22 protein-coding genes are annotated in these 20,605 nt (G+C 70.2%); 12 read left to right on the top strand and 10 right to left on the bottom strand.

Going from position 1 to position 20,605, the window contains the following annotated elements:
- Positions 1 to 71 precede the first annotated feature (71 nt).
- Both ABT061_RS26740 and ABT061_RS26735 read right to left on the bottom strand, forming a co-directional pair.
- Positions 72 to 233, bottom strand: coding sequence for a hypothetical protein (locus ABT061_RS26740; RefSeq protein WP_169750203.1), 162 nt, complete (start codon positions 231 to 233; stop codon positions 72 to 74).
- Between the two features lie 407 nt (positions 234 to 640).
- Complete coding sequence (locus ABT061_RS26735) at positions 641 to 1,273, bottom strand: TIGR03085 family metal-binding protein (protein WP_350922838.1); 633 nt, start codon at positions 1,271 to 1,273, stop codon at positions 641 to 643.
- A gap of 168 nt (positions 1,274 to 1,441) precedes the next feature.
- Between ABT061_RS26735 and ABT061_RS26730 the strand changes: the two genes are divergently transcribed.
- Entirely contained in the window at positions 1,442 to 3,241 is a 1,800-nt protein-coding gene (locus ABT061_RS26730) for an ABC transporter ATP-binding protein (RefSeq protein ID WP_350922906.1), read from the top strand.
- Positions 3,238 to 5,010, top strand: a complete 1,773-nt coding sequence (locus ABT061_RS26725; RefSeq protein ID WP_350922835.1) for an ABC transporter ATP-binding protein — start codon at positions 3,238 to 3,240, stop codon at positions 5,008 to 5,010. Before ABT061_RS26730 ends, ABT061_RS26725 begins: the two co-directional genes overlap by 4 nt.
- 65 nt (positions 5,011 to 5,075) lie before the next feature.
- On the opposite strand, the gene ABT061_RS26720 is transcribed toward ABT061_RS26725, so the two are convergent.
- The 4 genes from ABT061_RS26720 to ABT061_RS26705 are packed head-to-tail and all read right to left on the bottom strand — an operon-like array spanning position 5,076 to position 8,433.
- Positions 5,076 to 5,633, bottom strand: a complete 558-nt coding sequence (locus ABT061_RS26720; RefSeq protein WP_350922833.1) for a GNAT family N-acetyltransferase — start codon at positions 5,631 to 5,633, stop codon at positions 5,076 to 5,078.
- Positions 5,630 to 6,625, bottom strand: coding sequence for an ABC transporter substrate-binding protein (locus tag ABT061_RS26715; protein WP_350922831.1), 996 nt, complete (start codon positions 6,623 to 6,625; stop codon positions 5,630 to 5,632). The genes ABT061_RS26720 and ABT061_RS26715 overlap by 4 nt, the downstream gene beginning before the upstream one ends.
- Before the next feature lie 27 nt (positions 6,626 to 6,652).
- The gene (locus ABT061_RS26710) at positions 6,653 to 7,417 is read right to left on the bottom strand and encodes an amino acid ABC transporter ATP-binding protein (RefSeq protein ID WP_350922828.1); all 765 of its coding nucleotides are present in this window, start codon (positions 7,415 to 7,417) and stop codon (positions 6,653 to 6,655) included.
- Positions 7,414 to 8,433: an amino acid ABC transporter permease gene (locus tag ABT061_RS26705; RefSeq protein ID WP_350922826.1), complete on the bottom strand. Its 1,020-nt coding sequence runs from the start codon at positions 8,431 to 8,433 to the stop codon at positions 7,414 to 7,416. The genes ABT061_RS26710 and ABT061_RS26705 overlap by 4 nt, the downstream gene beginning before the upstream one ends.
- Positions 8,434 to 8,766: 333 nt before the next feature.
- Here ABT061_RS26705 and ppk2 point away from each other — a divergent pair, with 333 nt between their 5' ends.
- Positions 8,767 to 9,714: a polyphosphate kinase 2 gene (ppk2, locus tag ABT061_RS26700; RefSeq protein WP_350922824.1), complete on the top strand. Its 948-nt coding sequence runs from the start codon at positions 8,767 to 8,769 to the stop codon at positions 9,712 to 9,714.
- A gap of 11 nt (positions 9,715 to 9,725) precedes the next feature.
- Here ppk2 and ABT061_RS26695 read toward each other — a convergent pair whose 3' ends face one another.
- From ABT061_RS26695 to ABT061_RS26680, 4 genes are all read right to left on the bottom strand, one after another.
- A complete protein-coding gene (locus ABT061_RS26695) occupies positions 9,726 to 10,535 on the bottom strand; it encodes an ABC transporter permease (RefSeq protein WP_350922821.1) in 810 nt (269 codons plus the stop codon).
- Positions 10,532 to 11,407: an ABC transporter permease gene (locus tag ABT061_RS26690; RefSeq protein WP_350922819.1), complete on the bottom strand. Its 876-nt coding sequence runs from the start codon at positions 11,405 to 11,407 to the stop codon at positions 10,532 to 10,534. The genes ABT061_RS26695 and ABT061_RS26690 overlap by 4 nt, the downstream gene beginning before the upstream one ends.
- A gap of 121 nt (positions 11,408 to 11,528) precedes the next feature.
- Complete coding sequence (locus tag ABT061_RS26685) at positions 11,529 to 12,761, bottom strand: ABC transporter substrate-binding protein (protein WP_350922817.1); 1,233 nt, start codon at positions 12,759 to 12,761, stop codon at positions 11,529 to 11,531.
- A 16-nt stretch (positions 12,762 to 12,777) separates the two neighbouring features.
- The gene (locus tag ABT061_RS26680) at positions 12,778 to 13,806 is read right to left on the bottom strand and encodes an ABC transporter ATP-binding protein (protein ID WP_350922814.1); all 1,029 of its coding nucleotides are present in this window, start codon (positions 13,804 to 13,806) and stop codon (positions 12,778 to 12,780) included.
- 150 nt (positions 13,807 to 13,956) lie between these two features.
- Between ABT061_RS26680 and ABT061_RS26675 the strand changes: the two genes are divergently transcribed.
- The 9 genes from ABT061_RS26675 (at position 13,957) to trpA (ending at position 20,573) form a co-directional block, all read left to right on the top strand.
- Positions 13,957 to 14,712, top strand: coding sequence for a FadR/GntR family transcriptional regulator (locus ABT061_RS26675; RefSeq protein ID WP_350922812.1), 756 nt, complete (start codon positions 13,957 to 13,959; stop codon positions 14,710 to 14,712).
- Between the two features lie 29 nt (positions 14,713 to 14,741).
- On the top strand, positions 14,742 to 15,449 hold the full coding sequence (locus ABT061_RS26670; protein WP_350922810.1) for a cache domain-containing protein: 708 nt from the start codon (positions 14,742 to 14,744) through the stop codon (positions 15,447 to 15,449).
- The gene (gene hisI / locus ABT061_RS26665) at positions 15,439 to 15,786 is read left to right on the top strand and encodes a phosphoribosyl-AMP cyclohydrolase (RefSeq protein ID WP_350922807.1); all 348 of its coding nucleotides are present in this window, start codon (positions 15,439 to 15,441) and stop codon (positions 15,784 to 15,786) included. Before ABT061_RS26670 ends, hisI begins: the two co-directional genes overlap by 11 nt.
- On the top strand, positions 15,783 to 16,358 hold the full coding sequence (locus tag ABT061_RS26660; protein ID WP_350922805.1) for a Trp biosynthesis-associated membrane protein: 576 nt from the start codon (positions 15,783 to 15,785) through the stop codon (positions 16,356 to 16,358). Before hisI ends, ABT061_RS26660 begins: the two co-directional genes overlap by 4 nt.
- A gap of 182 nt (positions 16,359 to 16,540) precedes the next feature.
- Positions 16,541 to 16,975, top strand: a complete 435-nt coding sequence (locus tag ABT061_RS26655) for a DUF4190 domain-containing protein (protein ID WP_350922802.1) — start codon at positions 16,541 to 16,543, stop codon at positions 16,973 to 16,975.
- A 77-nt stretch (positions 16,976 to 17,052) separates the two neighbouring features.
- Positions 17,053 to 17,493, top strand: a complete 441-nt coding sequence (locus ABT061_RS26650) for a DUF2752 domain-containing protein (RefSeq protein WP_350922800.1) — start codon at positions 17,053 to 17,055, stop codon at positions 17,491 to 17,493.
- Positions 17,494 to 17,662: 169 nt separating this feature from the next.
- Positions 17,663 to 18,472 carry an indole-3-glycerol phosphate synthase TrpC gene (trpC, locus tag ABT061_RS26645; RefSeq protein WP_350922798.1) on the top strand — a complete coding sequence of 270 codons (810 nt, stop codon included), beginning with the start codon at positions 17,663 to 17,665 and terminating at the stop codon, positions 18,470 to 18,472.
- Between the two features lie 78 nt (positions 18,473 to 18,550).
- On the top strand, positions 18,551 to 19,720 hold the full coding sequence (gene trpB / locus ABT061_RS26640; RefSeq protein WP_350922904.1) for a tryptophan synthase subunit beta: 1,170 nt from the start codon (positions 18,551 to 18,553) through the stop codon (positions 19,718 to 19,720).
- A gap of 58 nt (positions 19,721 to 19,778) precedes the next feature.
- Entirely contained in the window at positions 19,779 to 20,573 is a 795-nt protein-coding gene (gene trpA / locus ABT061_RS26635; RefSeq protein WP_350922796.1) for a tryptophan synthase subunit alpha, read from the top strand.
- The last annotated feature ends 32 nt before the right edge of the window (positions 20,574 to 20,605 follow it).

The raw sequence follows: 20,605 nt of genomic DNA, 5'->3' as shown, positions 1-20,605 counted from the left end.
GTGGCGCTCCCCCGTGGATCGGTCAGGAGCGCGGATGACATGGTTCGGGGCGGGGGGTTCCCGCCGGTCGGTCAGCTAAGTACTCGTGTCACGAACAGAGCCAACTGGTCTGCTCCCCTCACGATCCCGTCGAAGACTCCGTTGACCGCGCCCGCCGCCTCGGCGGGCTTGGTGAACAGATAGAAGACCACGAACGCTACCCCGAGGTAGGTGAGGACCTTCTTGACCTGCATGGGGGCCTCCTGGCAGTTCCAATCCCAGCCGTATATACCCGAATTTTATCGATCTTTGGCATCTGCGGCCCGGGTGGCTCCCGGATTTTGATGATCATACCCATCCCATAGGGGCAAACCATGGTCTGGTCGCGAGTTTGGCATAGGTCACACCAGCCATCGTGCGGTGGCCGAGGTGCTCCTGTCCAATCCTCACAGCCAGGTATACCGGTAGGGCTAGGGGCGGGCGGCGGGATCGCGAATACCGGTGTGCGGTAAAACCAAGGGGGCTTGGTGTCCGGTGGCATCCGGTCGCCCCGGGCCCCGGGTGAGACCGGGGGGCGAACGCGCGACGCCTGGCGTGTGCGTGTCCCGGCTCGGTCACGATCTCGCACGGGCCGTGAGCGAGCCGGCCGGGCGCACAGCCCTTAGACGCCCAGGGGGGCGTCCATCAGCCTGGCCACCGCCTCGTCGTCGCCGCTCAGGTCGACCTTGGCGTGGGCCTGGCGGCCGAAGCAGAACAGCAGCAGTTCCCCGGCCCGGCCCGTCACCTCGACCTGCTGCGTGGCGTCCTTGGAACCGCCGATGGCGACGCCTCCGCCGATGCGGTGCAGGATCACCCGGACGGGGGAGCGGCGGAGGAACACCCGGATGCCGGCGCGGATCTGCTTCCAGAACCTCTCCTCAAGGTCGGCGGGCAGCTCGCGCGGCTCCCAGACCCGCTGTGCGCGCCGCACGTCCTCGTGGTGGATGAAGAACTCCACCGTGTTGACGGTCTGGTCGAGGCCGGGAAGGCGGTAGAGCCCGGACGGCCCCGAACGCACGAGCTCGACGAGGCCCGGGTAGCCCTTTCTGGTCTTCAGCGACTCCTGCACCCTGCCGGTGTATCCGGCCAGCGGCTTGAGGAGGATGCCTCCGAGCGCGTCGGCGCGGCGCTCGCGCAGGACGAGGTGGGCGGCGAGGTCGAAGGTTGTCCAGCCCTCGCAGAGCGTAGGGGCATCCGGGCCGAGCTGGGCGAACAGGTCGCTGAGCGCGGCGCGTTCGGCACGGGCGTGATTCATTTGATGATCCTAACAAGGTCGTTGTGTGAGCAACCAGAGGTGTGGGTGCGATCTTGTCGGAGGTGGTTCGGGAATAACCGCATGATCCAGAGTGATAGGGACTTAGGTAGCAATGTTTCCCGTCGAAAGGACACCTCCCGCGTGGCGAGCAAGGTGACCACCGCAGTCATGCGACAGGGGCTCGGTGTCCTCGGGGTGGCGATCCGGGCTGAAAAGTCGATCTTCGCTGCCGCGGTGCTGTCCAGCGCCCTGTACGGCCTGATGACCGTCGCCGCGGCGTGGGCGCTCGGCTGGGCGACCGACCACGTCGTGCTGCCCGCCTTCGAGAACGGGCGGATCACGACCGGCGCGCTGGCCTTCGGCGCGCTCCTCATCCTCGGGGTCTCCCTGATCAAGGCGCTGGGCGTGGCGGGACGGCGGTATTTCGCCGGGGTCATGCAGTACCGGATGCAGGCCCGCTCCCGCCGGGACGTCACCCGGCAGTATCTGAGGCTCCCGCTGGCCTGGCACCACAGGCACCCGACCGGGCAGCTGCTGTCGAACGCCGGCTCCGACGTCGAGGCCGCCTGGGCGCCGCTCGCGCCGCTGCCGATGGCGGTCGGCGTCGTGGTGATGCTGGTCACCGCGGCCGTCGCAATGGTGATCACCGACCCGATCCTCGCCCTCGTCGGTTTCCTGGTCTTTCCCGCGATCGCCGTGCTCAACCTGGTCTACCAGCGAAGGCTCAACCCGCTGGCCACCCGCGCCCAGCAGCTGCGCGCCGAGGTCAGCGAGATCGCCCACGAGAGCTTCGACGGCGCTCTGGTCGTCAAGACCCTCGGCCGCGAGGACGAGGAGACCGCCAGGTTCCTGGCCAAGGCCCACGAGCTGCGCGATGCCAACATCGCCGTCGGCCGGGTCCGCGGCCTGTTCGACCCGGTGCTTGAGGCGCTGCCCACCCTGGGCGTGCTCGCCGTGCTGCTGATCGGCGTGATGCGGCTGGAGAGCGGCGCGATCGGCTCCGGCGTGCTCGTCCAGGTCGCCTACCTGTTCACCCTGCTGGCCTTCCCGATCCGCGCGCTGGGCTGGGTGCTCGCCGAGCTGCCCCGGGCGGTCGTCGGCTACGGGCGGATCAGGGCGGTGCTCGAGGCGACCGGCTCCATGGAGCACGGCGCCGTCGAGCTGACCGGCGCCGACCCCGCCAGGCTGGAGGTCCGCGACCTCGGTTACGCCTACGGCGGCGGTGACGGTGACGATGACTTCCCCGTCCTGCACGACGTGAGCCTGGAGGTCGCCCCCGGCCGCACCGTCGCCCTGGTCGGCCCCACCGGGTCCGGCAAGTCCACGCTCGCCCAGACCCTCGTCCGCCTGGTCGATCCGGCGCGGGGCACCGTCCTGCTGGACGGCACGGACCTGCGCGAGGTCACCAGGGGCGGGGTCAGCGACGCGGTGGCGTTGGTGCCGCAGCAGACGTTCCTGTTCGACGACACCGTACGGGGCAACGTCACCCTCGGCCTGCCGGTCGGCGACGAGGAGGTCTGGGCGGCACTGCGCCTGGCCCAGGCCGAGGGGTTCGTCAGCGCCCTTCCCTCGGGGCTGGACACCAAGGTCGGCGAGCGCGGCACCAGCCTCTCCGGTGGCCAGCGCCAGCGGATCGCGCTGGCCCGCGCGCTGGTGCGCCGCCCCCGGCTGCTCGTCCTGGACGACGCCACCTCCAGCGTCGACCCGCAGGTCGAGGCCAGGATCCTGTACGGGCTCAGGGACGCGGCCCAGGCCTCCACGGTGGTCGTCATCGCCTACCGGATGGCCACCATCGCCCTGGCCGACGAGGTCGTCTACCTGGAGCACGGCCGGGTCGTCGACCGAGGCGGCCACGCGGAGCTGCTCGCCCGCTGCGCGGGCTACCGCAATCTGGTCACCGCCTACGAACGTCAGGAAGCCGAGCGCGAGGCGCTCGACGCCGAGCAAGAGGAAGAGGTCAGCGCTTGAGCTCGCTTCAGGGGGTCGAGCGTTCCGGGGTGGCCACCGTCAGGCACGGGCTGTCACTCACGCCGGAGTTCCGCAAGGGGCTGGCCGGAACGCTCGTGCTGGCCGTGGTCGCCACGGTCGGCAAGATCATCGTACCGATCGCGGTCCAGCAGACCATCGACACCGGGCTCGGCGGAGCGACCCCCGACCTGGCCTACGTGCGCACCGCGGTGCTGCTGTGCGCCGCCGCCGTGGCGCTCACCGCGCTGTGCGGGTACCTGATGAACGTCCGCCTCTACCGGGCCACCGAGTCCTCCCTGGCCGCGCTCAGGGTGCGCGGCTTCCGGCACGTGCACGACCTGTCGGTGCTCACCCAGAACTCCGAGCGGCGCGGCGCCCTCGTCTCCCGGGTCACCGGCGATGTCGACCAGATCAGCACGTTCATGCAGTGGGGCGGGCTGATGATCATCATCACCCCGGGGCAGCTCCTGGTCGCCACCGTGCTGATGTTCGTCTACTCCTGGCAGCTCACCCTGGTGGTGTGGGCCTGCTTCCTGCCGCTCATGGTCGTGCTGCCGCGCTTCCAGCGGTGGCTCTCCGGCGCCTACACCCGGGTCCGCGAGCGTACCGGCGACATGCTCTCGGCGGTCAGCGAGTCGGTGGTGGGCGCCGCGGTGATCAGGGCCCACGGCTCCGAGGCCCGTACGGCGGAAAGGCTCGACGTCGCGATCGACGCCAACAAGGCGGCGCAGGCCCGCACCCAGCGGATCGTCGCGACGGTGTTCCCGCTGACCGAGATCGTCGCCTCGGTGGCCCTGGCCGCCGTGGTGCTGGTCGGGGTGCGGCTCGGCCTGGCCGGCGATATCACCGTGGGGAGCCTGGTCGCCTTCCTGTTCCTCATCACGCTCTTCGTCTCGCCGATGCAGATCGCCACCGAGGTACTCAACGAGGCGCAGAACGCCGTCGCCGGATGGCGGCGCATCCTCGGCGTGCTCGACACCCCGCCCGACGTCGCCGACCCCGGCCCGGAGGGCGTCGAGCTGCCGCGCGGTCCCATCTCGGTCTCCTTCGAGAACGTCGGGTTCGCCTATTCCGGCGGGGTGCCGGTGCTGCACGAGGTCTCGGCGGACATCCCGCCCCGCTCGCGGATCGCCGTGGTGGGGGAGACCGGCTCCGGCAAGACCACCTTCGCCAAGCTGCTCACCCGCCTGATGGACCCCGTCTCGGGACGGATCACGGTGGACGGCCACGACCTGCGGACCGTCAGGTTCTCCTCGCTGCGCCGGCGCATCGTCATGGTCCCGCAGGACGGGTTCCTGTTCGACGGCACCCTGGCCGAGAACATCGCCTTCGGCCGCCCCTCGGCGACCGAGGAGGAGATCCGGCTGGCCCTGACCGAGCTGGGGCTCGCCGACTGGCTGGAGGGGCTGCCCGCCGACCTGTCGACCAGGGTGGGCCAGCGCGGCGAGTCGCTGTCGGCCGGCGAGCGCCAGCTCGTCGCGCTCGCCCGCGCCTACCTGGCGGATCCCGACCTGCTGCTGCTGGACGAGGCCACCTCCGCGGTGGACCCGGCGACGGAGGTACGGCTGGCCCGAGCCCTGGAGGGTGTCACCCGGGGCCGCACCGCCGTCTCCATCGCCCACCGGCTCTCCACCGCCGAGGCGGCCGACGAGGTGTTCGTCTTCGACCGGGGCCGGATCGTGCAGCGCGGCCCGCACGCCGAGCTGGTAAGGCAGCCAGGCGTCTACGCCGACCTGTACGCCTCCTGGGTCTCGTCGGCCCGTTCCTAGGCAGTCGGGGCGGTCGGTGTCCGGCAGAGGTCCTCTCCGGCGCTCCCCGGCGGGCGGTGGCACGGTCAGCCGGTCCGCGTTTCCCGGATGGTCTTCTCGAAGGGGTGGGGGCCGATCGTCTCGGGATCGGCGTCCTGGTCGTAGAGCGGGGTGTATCCGGTCGCGAGATACAGCCCGGCGGCCTCGGGCTGGCGGGGACCGGTGGTCAGGTAGATCCTGCGGTAGCCCTGCCGCGCGGCCTCCCGCTCCAGCTCCCGGACGACGGCGACACCCAGGCCGCGCCGCCGGTGGTCCGGATGGGTCCAGATCCGCTTGAGCTCGGCGGTCTCCTCGTCGCGGCGGAAGAACGCGCCACCGGCGACGGTCTGTCCGTCCTCGGCGAGGATGAGGAACGCACCCCCCTGCTCAGGGGCGAACCGCTCGTCGGGGTAGCGGTTGATCTCCTCGTTGGGGCCGTACCGGCTGTTGTACTCGGCGTGCAGGTCCTCAAGGAGCGGCCTGACCCGCGGGTCGCGGACGGCCACGTGGTGCACCTCGACGGTTGTGCCGGTCCGTCGTGGCAGGGGTGTCGTCCGGAGGATGTTCTCGGCGCCGGGGGCGGGCCTGGTGGAGTCGACCGTCACTTGGGCTGCCTCGGCAGGCCGGGCGGGTTGATCAGCGACTTGGGCAGCGCCTCGTTCTCCAGGCCCCAGCGCTTGAGCACCTCAAGATACCTGCCGTTCTCGATCAGCGTGTTGATCGCCTCGTTGACCGGCTGGACCAGGCCGTTGCCCTTCAGGGTCATGACCGCGATCAGGCCCTCGACCGACCCGCCGCCCGAGAGCGTCCCGACGATCCTGCTGTCGCCGCCGACGGCGACCTGGTAGGCGATGGGCGGGTTCGGGCCCAGGTAGGCCTGGATGCGGCCGGATTTCAGGGCGAGCAGCACGTCGCCGTACTTCTGGTAGTACTGGATCTGCGCGGCCTTGAGCCCGGCCTTCTGGTTCTGCGCGTCCCACTCCAGCAGGATCTTCTCCTGGTTGGTGCCCGATCCGACCGACACGTTCAGCCCGGCGATGTCGGCGGGCTTCTCGATCTTGGTGATCGGGCTGGAGGCGCCCACCTGCCAGGCGAGCTGGTCCACCCGGTAGGTGGCGAAGTCGTAGATGTCCTTGCGCTCCTCGGTCACCGTGACATTGTTGAGCACCGCGTGGTACTTGCCGGACTTGACGGCCAGGAACAGGTTCTCCCAGGAGGTGTTCTCCTCCCGCACCTTCAGGCCCAGCACGTCGGCGATCAGATGGGCGAAATCGGTCTCCACCCCGATCAGGGTGGTGTCGTCGTCGGCCAGGGACACCAGGGGCGGCGCGCCCTCGCCGTTGAAGCCCACGATGAGTTCGCCCTTGGACCGGATCGCCTCGGGGACCTTGGCGGCGATCGCGTCCACCTTGTCGGCGCGGATCCGGTTCTGCTCCGGCGAGGTGTTGATCCTGACTCCGCCGGCCGTGGACGGGGCGGCGGATGGGACCGCGGCACTGTCGGTGGTGCCGGCGGAGGGCTCGGCGGTGCCGCAGGCGGCGGCGAGGAGGAGAGGCAGGGCGACGGCGGCGGGGGCGAGCCTCGATATGAACGACATGTCGATCCTTGTTCAGGTTGGGCGGGGTCAGAGGACCTTGCTGAGAAAAAGACGGGTTCGCTCGTGCCTGGGGGCGTCCAGCACCTCGGCGGGAGGGCCCTGCTCGACGATCCGGCCCTCGTCCATGAAGACCACCGTGTCGGCGACCTCGCGGGCGAAGCCGACCTCGTGGGTGACGACGATCATGGTGGTGCCGCTCCCGGCGAGGTCCTTCACCGTGTCGAGCACCTCACCGACGAGTTCGGGATCCAGCGCGGACGTCGGCTCGTCGAAGAGGATGACCTTGGGCTCCAGGGCCAGGGCGCGGGCGATGGCCACCCGCTGCTGCTGGCCGCCGGAGAGCCGGCCGGGGTAGGAGTGGGCCTTGTCGGCGAGCCCGACGCGCTCAAGCAGCCGGGTCGCCAGCGCGTCCACCTCCGCCTTCGGCCTGCGCTGGGCCGACAGGGGCGCCTCGGTGACGTTCTGGTGCACGGTCAGGTGCGGGAAGAGGTTGAAGTTCTGGAAGACGAAACCGATCTTGGTTCGCTGCCGGAGGATCTCGCGCTCGGGCAGTTCGTACAGCCGGTCGCCGGCCCTGCGGTAGCCGACCAGCTCGCCGTCGACGCTGATCGACCCGCTGTCCACCTTCTCCAGGTGGTTGACGGTGCGCAGTAGCGTCGACTTGCCCGACCCCGACGGGCCCAGGATCACCGTGACCTCGCCGGGGTCGACCCGCAGGTCCACCCCGCGCAGCACTTCAAGCGACCCGAAACTCTTGTGCACGCCCCGCAGTTCGACCATCGCGGCGCTCATGCGCGGCCCCTGCCGTAGTACCGCTCGATGTAGTGCTGCGCGACGGACATCACCGAGGTCATGACGAGGTACCAGATGGTCGCGACCAGCAGCAGGGCGATGACCCGGCCGTTGCGGTTGTAGATGACCTGTACCTGGTAGAAGAGCTCGGGCAGGGCCATGATGTAGACGACCGAGGTGCCCTTGACCAGGCCGATGATCTCGTTACCCGCGGTCGGCACGATCGACCGCATGGCCTGCGGCAGGACGATCCGGAACAGCTGCCTGGTCCTGGGGATGCCCAGTGCGGCGGCGGCCTCCCGCTGGCCGTGGTCCACCGAGAGCAGCCCCGCCCGGACGATCTCCGCGGCGTAGGCGGCCTGGTGCAGGGCGAGGCCGAGCGCGGCGGCGGTGACCGGGCCGATCAGGTCCATCGTGCCGATGTCGAAGAACGCCGGGCCGAACGGCACGCCGAAGGAGATTCTCGGATACAGCAGGGCCAGGTTGTACCAGAACAGCAGCTGCAGGATCAGCGGGACCGACCGGAACAGGGCGATGTAGCCCCAGGCGACCGAGTTGAGCAGCGGGTTCCTCGACAACCGCATGAGCGCCAGGACGGTGCCGAGCAGGAAGCCGAAGACGATCCCCAGCGCGGTCAGCTCCAGCGTGAAGACGACGGCCCGCAGCACGGAGGGGGCGAACAGGTATTCCCCGACCACCTCCCACTCCCAGGCCGGGTTGGTGATCAGCGCGCTGGCCACCATGGCCAGCAGCACCGCGATGCCCGCGGCCGCCACCCACCGCCAGGGGTGACGGGTGGTGACCACTTTCAGCGGAGGCTCGCCGGCCTCGGTGTCTCCCGTGCCGCCCGCCGGGAGTGTGGCGGTCCGGGCGGGCGTGGCGGTGAGCAGCACCCGGTTTCCCCCGTAGCCGCGATGGGTGCGCACCCGGGCGCCCGTCACCGGGGCCGGGGGTGGTGCTTTCGCGGATACTCCGTGCGTGTCACCGCCGTCGGTGCCTGAGAATTCGACGGGCATGGTTGAGGCCTTTCTGGCTGGTTCGTCCAGGGGGAGGGGGACGGGCGCGAGGGAGCGTCGCCGGCGAATCGTCAGAAGGTCAGCGGTGACACGAGGGGAGGCGGAGGGGGCGCGGGTCGATGTGCCCGCGGACCGCCGGCCGGAGCTTTGGGCGCATGACATCACTTCAACACACGCTCATAATCCCGTCAAGTCCTACTTGTTTAGTAGGTTTTACATGACGCCAAACGAGATCGGTGCAAACCGGGCAGCCCGCCGATGATTAGCCTGCTCAAAGCGAGGTAGGGGGCAGGACGAGGGCGGATCCCATGTCCGCCCGAGGGGAAGGGAACGATGGCAGAGGCGGAGCCCGCAAAGGAGCGGTTCCCCGTTCTGGACCTCCGTTCGGCGCTGGCCCGCGGGAACCTGCTCGATGACCTGTCCAACCTGCGGGTCGACGACGATGACGACGACGACCCCGTTCTGATCCGCCTGGACGGCACCCCCGTCGACACCTGGCGGGAGAAGTATCCCTACGGGGAACGGATGAACCGGGCCGAGTACGACCGGCTCAAGCGGCTGCTCCAGATCGAGCTGCTCAAGCTCCAGTACTGGATCAAGGACACCGGGGGACGCCTGGTCATCCTCTTCGAGGGGCGCGACGCGGCGGGCAAGGGCGGCACGATCAAGCGGTTCATGGAGCACCTCAACCCCCGCGGGGCGAACGTGGTGGCGCTGGAGAAGCCGAGCGAGCGCGAGAGCACCCAGTGGTACTTCCAGCGCTACGTCTACCACCTGCCGTCCGCCGGAGAGATGGTCTTCTTCGACCGTTCCTGGTACAACCGCGCCGGGGTCGAGCGGGTGATGGGCTTCTGCACTCCCGGGGAGTACCTGGAGTTCCTGGAACAGGCGCCCGAGTTCGAGCGGATGCTCGTCCGCGACGGCATCCACCTGGTGAAGTTCTGGTTCTCGGTCTCGCGTTCCGAGCAGCGCACCCGGTTCGTGATCCGCCAGGTCGATCCGGTACGGCAGTGGAAGCTGTCGCCGATGGACCTGCAGTCGCTCGACAAATGGGAGGAGTACACCGCCGCCAAGGAGGACATGTTCGTCCACACCGACACCGAGGAGGCCCCGTGGACGGTGATCAAGAGCAATGACAAGAAGCGGGCCAGGGTCGAGGCCATGCGCCACGTCCTGAGCCTTTTCGAGTACGAGAACAAGGATCACGAGGTCGTCGGCACCCCCGACCCCAGGATCGTCGTCCACGCCGCCGACGTGCTCGACGACGACCGCGCCCGCTGAGCCGTCCCCGCTCAGCGGACTCCCGCGTCACCGCCCGACAGGCGCTGGGCAAGATAGATCGGGACGACCGAGGCGACGATGAGAGCCGCGGCGACCACGTTGACCACGGGCGCCTGGTTGGGGCGGAACAGGTTCTCGAAGATCCACAGAGGCAGGGTCCTGACCCCGGCCCCGGCGGTGAACGTGGTCACGATGATCTCGTCGAAGGACAGGGCGAAGGCCAGCAGCCCGCCCGCGAGCAGTGCCGAGCGCATCATCGGGAAGGTGACCAGCCGGAACGTGGTGAAGGTGTCGGCGCCCAGATCGGCCGAGGCCTCCTCCAGGGAGGTGCCCGTACGCCGCAGCCTGGCCAGCACGTTGTTGTAGACGGTCACCACACAGAAGGTGGCGTGCCCGACGATCACCGTGAACAGCCCCAGACTCACCCCGAACGGGCTCAGCACCGCACGAAAGGCGTTGTTGAGCGCGATGCCGGTGACGATGCCGGGCAGCGCGATCGGCAGCAGGACCAGCAGCGAGACCGCGTTCTTGCCGAAGAAGTCGTAGCGCTGGATCGCGAAGGCCACCATCGTGCCGAGCACCAGAGCGATCACCGTGGCGCCCGCCCCCGCCTGGACCGAGGTCCACAGCGCGTCGCGCACGCCGGTGGAGTTCCACGCCGCCTCCCACCACCGCACGGTGAACCCGCTGGGCGGCCAGGCGAACGTCCGGTCGGTGTTGAAGGAGTTGAGCACCACGATCAGCAGCGGAACGTAGACGACGCCGAGCCCGGCGGCCAGCATGGCCCACAGCGCCGTGCGCGCCGTACGGGACAGGTTCACAGGTTCTCCAGGGCACCGGTGCGGCGGACCGCGGCGAGGTAGACCAGCATGATCATCACGGGGACGGTGGCGACCGCGGCGGCGAAGGGGAGGTTGTTGGCCGCGCCGATGTTGTCGTAGACGACGTTGCCGATCAGCTGCGAGGTGCCGCCCACGATCTTCACGGTGATGTAGTCGCCGAGCGACAGCGAGAACGTGAAGACCGAGCCCGCGAGCACGGCGGGGAGGGCGAGCGGCCACACCACGGTGCGAAACGTCCGCCAGCCACGCGCCCCGAGGTCTCCGGCGGCGTCCAGCAGCGAGTCCGGCAGCCGCTCCAGCCCCGCGTAGATCGGCAGGATCATGTACGGCAACCACAGGTAGGACAGGGTGAGGACGGTGGCGGTCAGCCCGTACCCCCAGCCGAGAAGGCCCTCGGAGCCGAGCATCACCCGCCAGGCGTACGCCTTGACCAGGTAGGAGGCCCAGAGCGGGGTGAGCACGGCGATCACCAGCCAGCGCTGGGCGCGCGGCGAGGCCAGCTTGGCCATCGCGAACGCCATCGGGAAGGCGATCAGCAGGTCGATCAGCGTCACCGCGACCGCCACGCCCACCGAGCGCAGCGCGATCGTACGGTAGACGTCGGCGGTGAGCAGATCCTGGAAGTTCCCCCAGGTCGGCACCCTGACCAGGTCGCCGGTGAAGGTGTCGGTGCTCCAGAAGGCCGTCACGAACAGGGCGGCCAGCGCGCCGAGATAGGCGAGGCCGAGCCAGAGCGCGGGGGCCGACAGCAGCAGCGAGAGTCGCACGCCCGCGTGCCGGTGCAGGAAGGCCGCGAGCCTGCGTCGAGGGGTGCGGGGCGGTGTGGGTCTCGCCGGTGCCGCGATGTTCAACGTCGGCTCCTTCCCGGTCAACGTCGGTTCTCTCCCCGGGCGAGGCGGGCTTCCGGCCCTTCTCGCGGGGCGGGCGCGGCGGGCACCCGGGTGCCCGCCGCACGGGTGGTTCCGGCGGGGCTCAGCCCTTGATCTCGGTCCAGGCCCTGGTCCACTCGGAGTAGTCCTTGCACGTGACGTCGGTGCGCCCGTCCAGGCACTGGGCGATGGGGGTGGTCCAGTACCAGACCTTCGAGTAGTAGTCCTCGTCGGTCGCGTGGAAGGTGTCGCAGTGCTTCGGGTCGGCGGTCAGCTCGCAGGACTTCGCGTTCGAGGGCGCCTCCCCGAAATACTCGGCGACCTGGGCGTTGGCCTGGGGCGAGATGATCCAGTCGAGCCACCTGTAGGCGCAGTTCGGGTTCTTGGCGGCGGCGGCGACCATCCAGGTGTCCGACCAGCCGGTGGCCCCCTCCTTGGGCAGCGTCACCTCGACCGGTGCCTTGTCGGCCAGGGCCACATTGGCGATGACCTGCCAGGTGGTGCCCAGCACGGAGTCACCGCTCTTGAAGGCCTGGACCTCCTTGGTGTAGTCGGACCAGTACTCGCCGATGATCTTCCTCTGCTGCTTGAGCAGGTCTACCGAGGCCTGGAACTGCCCCTCGTCCAGGGAGTACGGGTTCTTGATGCCGAGTTCGGGCCTGGTCGCCATCAGGTACAGCGCCGCGTCCGCGATGTAGATCGGGGAGTCGTAGGCGGTGATCTTCCCCGCGTACGGTGAGGCGGGATCGAACACCGCGCCCCAGGAGTCGGGTGCGGGCTTGACCTGGTCGGTGCGCCACATGAGCAGGTTGGCCCCGCGTCCGTGCGGCACGCCGTAGGCGGCCCCGCCGGCCGAGTTCCACGCCTTGTCCTTCAGGCCGGCGAAGACGTCGGCGTAGTTCGGGATCAGGGCGGTGTTGACCGGGGCGACGGTCCCGCCGGCGATCAGCCGCAGCGAGGCGTCTCCCGAGGCGGAGACCGCGTCGTACTCGCCGGTCTTCATGAGGTTGACCATCTCGTCGGAGGTGCCGGCGGTCTTGGAGTTGACCTGGCAGCCGGTGGCCTTCTCGAACGGGGTGACCCAGTCGACCTTGGGGTCGTTGCTCCCGTCCTCGACGTATCCGGCCCAGTTGACCAGGTTGACCTGCCCCTCTCCCGGGCCCAGCGACTGCAGCGCCTCGATCTTGGGCGGGGTGAAGCCGGTCTGGCCGGGGGCGGCGGCGGAGGCGCCGGGTGCGGGCGCGGAGCCGGTGCCGCAGGCGGTGACGGTGGCCAGGGCGAGCGCGGAGAGGACGACCGCGCCGTGCCGGGTGACAATCCGGGGGGTGGACCGCATGGGATGACGACCTTTCTTACGGGACGATCGCGAACTCGTGCCGGCGGTGCCAGATGAGCCGGACCCTGGTGCCACGCAGGCCCATCACGTCCATTGACGAGACCTGCAGGTTCTGCTGGAGTGCGATGAGCCGCCCGCCCGCGTCGAGCTCGACCACGAACCGGGTCGCGGGGCCCGCGTAGACGACCTCGGCGACGGTGCCCGTCGCGCTGTGCTCCGTGCCGTCGACCGTCTCGTCGAGGCCGGCGAGGCGCAGCTTCTCCGGGCGCACGCTGAACGTGCCCTCCCGGCCGAGCACCGCCTGCGCGGCCTGGCCGGAGATCAGGTTGGAGGTGCCGACGAACCCCGCGACGAACGTGCTCGCGGGCCTCTCGTAGATCTCGGCCGGGGTGCCGACCTGCTCGATCCGCCCCCGGTCGAACACCGCCACCCGGTCGCTCATGGTCAGCGCCTCCTCCTGGTCGTGGGTGACGAACAGGAAGGTGATGCCGACCTCGCGCTGGATCGACTTGAGCTCGACCTGCATCTCCTCACGGAGCTTGAGGTCCAGTGCGCCGAGCGGCTCGTCGAGCAGGAGCACCCGGGGACGGTTGACCAGGGCGCGGGCCAGGGCGACCCGCTGCCGCTGGCCGCCGGAGAGCTGGTTCGGCCTGCGCCGCTCCATGCCCTCCAGCCGGACCGAGGCCAGCGCGGCCAGTGCGCGCTCGCGCCGCTCGGCCCGGGGGACCCGCTTGACCCGCAGGCCGTACTCCACGTTGTCCGCCACGTTCATGTGCGGGAACAGCGCGTAGTCCTGGAAGACCGTGTTGACGTCGCGCTCGAAGGGGGCGAGCCGGGTGACGTCGACCCCGCCGAGCTCGACGGTGCCCGCGCTGGGCGTCTCGAAGCCGGCGATCATCCGCAGCACCGTCGTCTTGCCCGAGCCCGAGGGGCCGAGCATGGCGAAGAACTCACCGTCGGCGATGTCGAGGTCGACGCCGGTGACCGCGTCCACGGCTCCGAAACTCTTGCGGAGGCCGGTCAACCTCACCGCTGGGTCTGACATGACCGAAAACATATGAGGTTAGATGTTTGATGGCAAGAGCCGTTCGGACATCACCGTCGAGGGGACGCGGAGTGAGATCCTCGCGGCGGTGCCGGCCACGCGCGGGCGGCACTCGGGGGACCTCGGACGGGACCCCAGGTGGGAGACTGTATGACCGTCGAAGGCGAGGGAGGGCGCATGGGCATGGCAGACATCTCCGGTGGTGCCCGTCTGGCCGCGTTCGCGCCGGTCGACAGCACCGCGCGGGTCGACGCCGTGGTCAGGCGGCTCACCGACGCCATAGTGCTCGGCCTGGTGGCCGACGGCGAGCAGTTGCCCAGCGAGGCGGAGCTCGCCGCCCAGCTGGGCGTGTCCACGGTCACGCTGCGGGAGGCCCTGATGGCCCTGCGCCAGCAGGGCATGGTCGAGACGCGGCGGGGGCGCGGAGGCGGTAGCTTCGTGCGGGCCCCGCGTGAGGCTCCCCGGGCACTCGATCGACTGTGCGCCTTCACCGCGGAGGAACTCCGCGACCTGGGCGACCACTACGCGGCCATCGCCGGGGCCGCCGCGAGGCTGGCCGCGCAGCGGGCACTGCCGGAGGACATCGCGCCGCTCCGCCGCACGCTGCAGGAGATGGCCGGCTCCCGCGACCAGGCCCACCTGCGCAGGCTGCACGGGCGTTTCCACATCGAGGTGGCCGCGGCTTCCCAGTCGGCACGACTCACTCAGGAAGAGATCAGGTTACAGGCTGACATCGGACCATTGCTCTGGTCCGCTCACGGGGGAGACGATGGAACGTCGGCTCGGCACCACGCCATCGCCGAGGCCATTCACCGCGGAGACGACGACCACGCCAGGCTCCTGGCGGAGCGGCACGTGCTCGACGCGATGGAACACCTCATCGAGCTGCGTCTGCGGGAGCCGTGATCGTCGGATGCCTGGGGCGGATGGATCAAGTGAGTGAACACGGTGCGCTGCTGGCGCCCGGCGGCGCGGCCGAGGCGGCCGTAGCCGTCGGCGGCATCGTCGAGGATGTCTTCGAGGGGCTCCACCAGGTACGCGATGCCGTGGTCGGGCTCGTGGGCACCGCGCCGGTGCGCGGCGACCTGGCCGCGCTGCGCCCGCTGCTCTTTCCCCGGCTGGGCGGGCTGATCTCCGGCATCGGGTTCATCGCCGCGCCCGGCCTGCTCATCGACGCGCCCTGGTATCTGGAGTGGTGGCAGGAGGGCGCCTCGGGGGAGCCCGTGCAGCTGCTCCGGGACATGGACCCCTCCAGCAGCGCCTTCTACGACTACACGCACTGGGACTGGTTCGCCGGTCCGCGCTCCGGTGCCGAGCACACTCTCACCGGCCCGTACGTGGATTTCCTCTGCAGCACCGAGTACTCCCTGACCCTGTCGGTGCCCGTGCTGAAGGGCGGGGAGTTCATCGGCGTGGCGGCGGCCGACGTGTTCGTACGCCGCTTCGAGGTCGCCGTCTCGCCACTGCTCCGCAGGGTGGGAGGACCGGCCTTCCTGGTGAACGCGCACGGCAGGGTGGTGGCCTCCACCACCGCCAGATGGCTCGCCGGGTCGGTCTTCAGGGGAGCCCCCGGTCTGCTCGCGAGGCCATGCCGGACGCTACCCCTCTCCCTGGTTGCGGCACAATTGCCGCATGCCCCTTGACCCTGCCATCGCGGCCCGGCTGAAGCGCACCACCGACGGGCTGGTTCCCGCCGTCGTCCAGCAGTACGACACCGGCGAGGTGCTCATGCTCGCCTGGATGGACGACGAGGCGCTGCATCGCACGCTCACCACCGGCAGGGCCACCTACTGGTCACGCAGCAGAGGGTCCTACTGGGTGAAAGGTGACACCTCAGGCCACGTCCAGCACGTCAAGTCCGCCGCGCTCGACTGTGACGGCGACACCATCCTGCTCAGGGTCGACCAGGTGGGCGCCGCCTGCCACACGGGCGATCGGACCTGCTTCGACGCCGACGAGCTGGCGGTGACCCGGGCGTGACGGCCAAGCGGGAGCTGTGGACCTGGCTGGCGGCCTGCGTGGCCGGCGCCGCGCTCGTGCTGCTCGCCGCCGGGCGCGACTGGTTCACCGTGACGTACGGCACCCGCGAGGTGGTGGTCCCCGCCGCGGAACTGGCCCCCGCGCTGGGGCCCGCGGCCTGGGCGGCACTCGCCGCGGTGGTCGCCGTGCTCGCGACGGCAGGCGTGTGGCGCAGGGTCGTCGGCGCGGTGATGGCGCTCTGCGGGGCCGGGGTGGTGGCCGCCTCCTGGTGGGGGAGCGGCGCGAGCGCCGCGCTGCGGATCTCCGCGGAGCAGGCGCCGGTGGTCGTGGACTCCGTGCCGCGGGTCGCCTCGGCCGTCGTCTGGCCGATCATCGCCTCCGCAGGGGGGCTGCTCCTGCTGGCCGGGGGAGTGACGGCCCTCCTGCGGGGCGGCCGATGGCCGGGCATGTCCGATCGCTACAACCGCCAGGGCTCCGCCCCCGCCGAGAGCGCCCCCAGCGAGCGGGCACTGTGGGACGCCCTCGACGAGGGCACCGACCCGACGGCCGATCAGGACCCCCGGGAGCACTGACCTCGGCGGAAACGCGGCCTCCGCGCGCTCGGTGCGCTCTCCTCGATCCCGCGGCCTGAGATCCGAGGTCCGAGGGGCGTGCGCCCCGGCTACGACTTGCTTACAGGCGTGCCCGGACTCCTTCGGCCCGGGAGTGTTTTCGCTAGGATTTCGCCCGCAACTTAGATAAATGGGAGTCATTCATGAGCTATGGCAATCAGCCGGGTGGTTACGGGCAACCCCCGGGAGGCGGTGGCTATGGCTCTCCGGGTGGTTACGGTTCGTCCGGTGGTTACGGTTCGCCGCCCGGTGGCGGTTACGGCCCGCCGCCCGGTGGCGGTTACGACGCCTACGGCGGTTACGGCGCGCCGCCTCCCCGGGGGAACAACGGCATGGCCATCGCTGCGCTGATCATGGGGATCGCGGGGCTGTTCGTCTGCGGTCTCACCTCGATCGTGGGCGTGGTGCTGGGCCACATCTCGCTGGGGCAGATCAAGCGGACGGGCGAGGAGGGGCGGGGCATGGCCATCGCCGGCCTGGTCCTGTCCTACTTCGGGATCGCGTGCTGGCTGGCGGTGCTGGCCTGGCTGGTCGTGGTCGGTGCCATCTTCAGCAGTGCCTCCCTGACGGGTGTCTGAACCTGACGGTCGGCTGAGGCGGGTCCGCGTCCGGCGCGAGTAGGGTGGCCGGTAAGGGGGTGCCGACGGCCGTGCTCATGGGGAAGATCGCTGGTTCACGCGCGCGGGCCGTGCTGGCGCCGCTCGGTACCGCGCTGGTGGCGGGTGCCGCGGTCGCGTTCGTCGGGGCGGTCGATCCGAACGAGCCCGGTCACTACCCGACCTGCCCGTTCCTCATGCTCACCGGTCTGTACTGCCCCGGCTGCGGCGGCCTGCGGGCCGTGCACGCGCTCGTGCACGGCGATCCGGTGACGGCGCTGGGGCTCAACCCGATCGTCACCCTCATGGTCCCGGTGCTGGTCGTGCTCTGGGGTCGCTGGGTGCTGCGTGCCTGGTGGGGTGGCCGGTCCGGAAGGGAATCGGGTGGGCCGCCCGTGGCGAAATCCATACGTCCGGCCTATGTCTGGTTATTTCTTGCTTTAATGATCGTGTTTTGGATAGTACGAAATCTCCCTTTTGGGGAATTCTTGGGCCCATAGTCGCCTTTGTGCTTCACCCAGTGGCGGGGCGACCCCGGCCGGGCCGATAGCATCGGCGGGACAAGGGCAGTCGATCGGGAGGGGCCTTACTCGTGAGCGAGCGGAGCGAGCGAACCACGGACACGGCAGCGTTCGCGAACCTGGCCTCTGAACTTCGCGGGGAGGGCAAATGAGCGTGCTTGAGGAAATCCTCGAAGGAGTCCGCGCCGACCTGGCCGAGCGGCAGGAGAAGGTGACGCTGGCCGAGCTCAAGGAGCGGGCCGGGCGGGCGCCCGCCCCCCGTGACGCCTACGCGGCGCTGGGCGGCGACCAGGTGGCGGTCATCGCCGAGGTCAAGCGTTCCAGCCCGTCCAAGGGCGCGATGGCCGCGATCGCCGACCCCGCCGCGCTGGCCGGCGACTACGAGTCGGGCGGTGCCCACGTCATCAGCGTGCTCACCGAGCGACGCCGCTTCGGCGGCAGCCTGGACGACCTGGCCGCCGTGCGCGCCGTCGTCGACATCCCGGTGCTGCGCAAGGACTTCATCGTCACCTCGTACCAGCTCTGGGAGGCCCGCGCCTACGGCGCCGACCTGGCGCTGCTGATCGTGGCGGCGCTCGACCAGAACGCGCTGGTCTCGCTCATCGAGCGGGCCGAGTCGATCGGGCTGACCCCGCTGGTCGAGGTGCACACCGAGGAGGAGCTCGACCGGGCGCTCACCGCCGGAGCCAAGATCATCGGTATCAACGCGCGGAACCTCAAGACGCTTGAGGTGGACCGCGACGTGTTCGCCAAGCTCGCCCCCAAGGTTCCCGACGGGATCATCAAGATCGCCGAGTCGGGCGTGCGCGGCCCCCATGACCTGCTCGCCTACGCCAGGGCGGGCGCCGACGCCGTCCTGGTCGGCGAGAGCCTGGTGACCGGCAAGGATCCGCGGGCCGCCGTGGTCGACCTGGTCACCGCCGGTGCCCACCCCGCATCCCGACCCGAGGGGCAGTAAGCAGTGACAACGCACGAAGGAACCGTCCTCACCGCCGCGGACCTCGCCGGGAACGGCCTCCACGGCAACGACCCGGACATCCACGGCAAGTTCGGCGTCTTCGGCGGCCGCTACGTGCCCGAGGCGCTCATCCCGGCCCTGGACGAGGTCGCGGCGGAGTACGACAAGGCGAAGAGCGACGTGGCGTTCCTTCGGGAGTTCGACCACCTGCTGCACACCTACGCCGGGCGGCCGACCACGCTGACCGAGGTGCCCCGCTTCGCCGAGCAGGCGGGGGGCGCCCGGATCATCCTCAAGCGCGAGGACCTGACCCATACCGGCGCCCACAAGATCAACAACGTGCTCGGCCAGGCCCTGCTGACCAAGCGCCTGGGCAAGACGCGGGTGATCGCCGAGACCGGTGCCGGCCAGCACGGCGTCGCCACCGCGACCGCCGCCGCCCTGATGGGCCTGGAGTGCGTGATCTACATGGGGGCCGTCGACTGCGAGCGTCAGGCGCTCAACGTCGCCCGGATGAAGCTGCTCGGCGCCACGGTCGTCCCGGTCACCAACGGCAGCCAGACCCTCAAGGACGCCATCAACGAGGCCTTCCGCGACTGGGTCGCCAACGTCGACCGCACCCACTACCTCTTCGGCACCATCGCCGGGCCGCACCCGTTCCCGGAGATCGTCCGCGACTTCGCCCGCATCATCGGCGTCGAGGCCCGCCGTCAGATGCTGGAGCTCACCGGCGGGCTGCCCGACGCGGTCGCCGCGGCGGTCGGCGGCGGTTCCAACGCGATCGGCATCTTCCACGCCTTCCTCGGGGACACAGGCGTCCGGCTGCACGGCTACGAGGCGGGCGGCCGGGGCCTGGAGAGCGGCGAGCACGCGCTCACCCTCACCGCGGGCTCCGTCGGGGTGCTGCACGGCTCGCGCACCTACGTGCTGCAGGACGAGGAGGGCCAGACCGTCGAGTCGCACTCGATCTCAGCCGGGCTCGACTACCCGGGCGTCGGCCCCGAGCACGCCTGGCTCAAGGACACCGGCCGCGCCACCTACCACGGCATCACCGATGCCGAGGCGATGGATGCCTTCTCGCTGCTCGCCCGCACCGAGGGCATCATCCCCGCGATCGAGTCCTCGCACGCGCTCGCCGGAGCCCTCAAGCTCGGTCGCGAGATGGGTCCCGGGGCGACGATCCTGGTCAACCTCTCGGGGCGGGGCGACAAGGACATGGGCACCGCGATGAAGTACTTCAACCTCTGACTACCGACTTGCCTCCCCTCCGGCGTGCCGGAGGGGACGAACCGCAACGGAAACCACGATGACGACTCTTCAGACGGTGTTCGCCAAGGCCAAGGCGGACGGCCGCGCCGCCCTCATCGGATATCTCCCCGCTGGGTTCCCCAGCAAGGAGGGTGCGATCGCCGTCGCCACCGCCATGGTGGACGCCGGCTGCGACGTGATCGAGATCGGCCTGCCCTACTCCGATCCCCTCATGGACGGCCCGACGATCCAGGACGCCGTGCACCGGGCGCTGACCAACGGCACCCGTATCGCCGACGTGCTGCGCACCGTCGAGGGCGTGGCCAAGACCGGTGCCGCCACCCTGGTCATGACGTACTGGAACCCGATCGACCGCTACGGCGCCGACCGCTTCGCCCGTGACCTGGCGAACGCGGGCGGGGTGGGCACCATCACCCCCGACCTGACCCCCGAGGAGGCCGGGCCCTGGCGCGAGGCCAGTGCCGGGGCCGGGATCGACACGGTCTTCCTGGTCGCGCCCAGCTCCACCGAGGCCCGTATCAAGGCGGTCGTCGACAGCTGCACCGGCTTCGTCTACGCGGCCTCGCTGATGGGCGTCACCGGTGCCCGCGACTCGGTCGGCGCGGCCGCGCAGGGCCTGGTCGAGCGCACCCGCTCGCACACCTCCCTTCCGGTCTGCGTCGGCCTGGGCGTCGGCACCGGCAGGCAGGCCGCCGAGGTGGCGGGTTACGCCGACGGCGTCATCGTGGGGTCGGCGTTCATCCGCCGCGTTCTCGACGCGCCGGACGAGGCCTCGGGGCTGGCGGCGGTCCGTGAGCTGGGCGCCGAGCTGGCGGCGGGTGTCCGCGGCTGACGAGCCCGTTCGAGAGCGGCTCCCTTACTCGA

Source organism: Streptosporangium sp. NPDC002544 (assembly GCF_040295965.1).
In the GTDB taxonomy this organism is placed as follows: Bacteria; Actinomycetota; Actinomycetes; order Streptosporangiales; family Streptosporangiaceae; genus Streptosporangium.
Note: the sequence above shows the minus strand (reverse complement) of the source record. Positions and strands in the feature narration are given on the sequence as shown.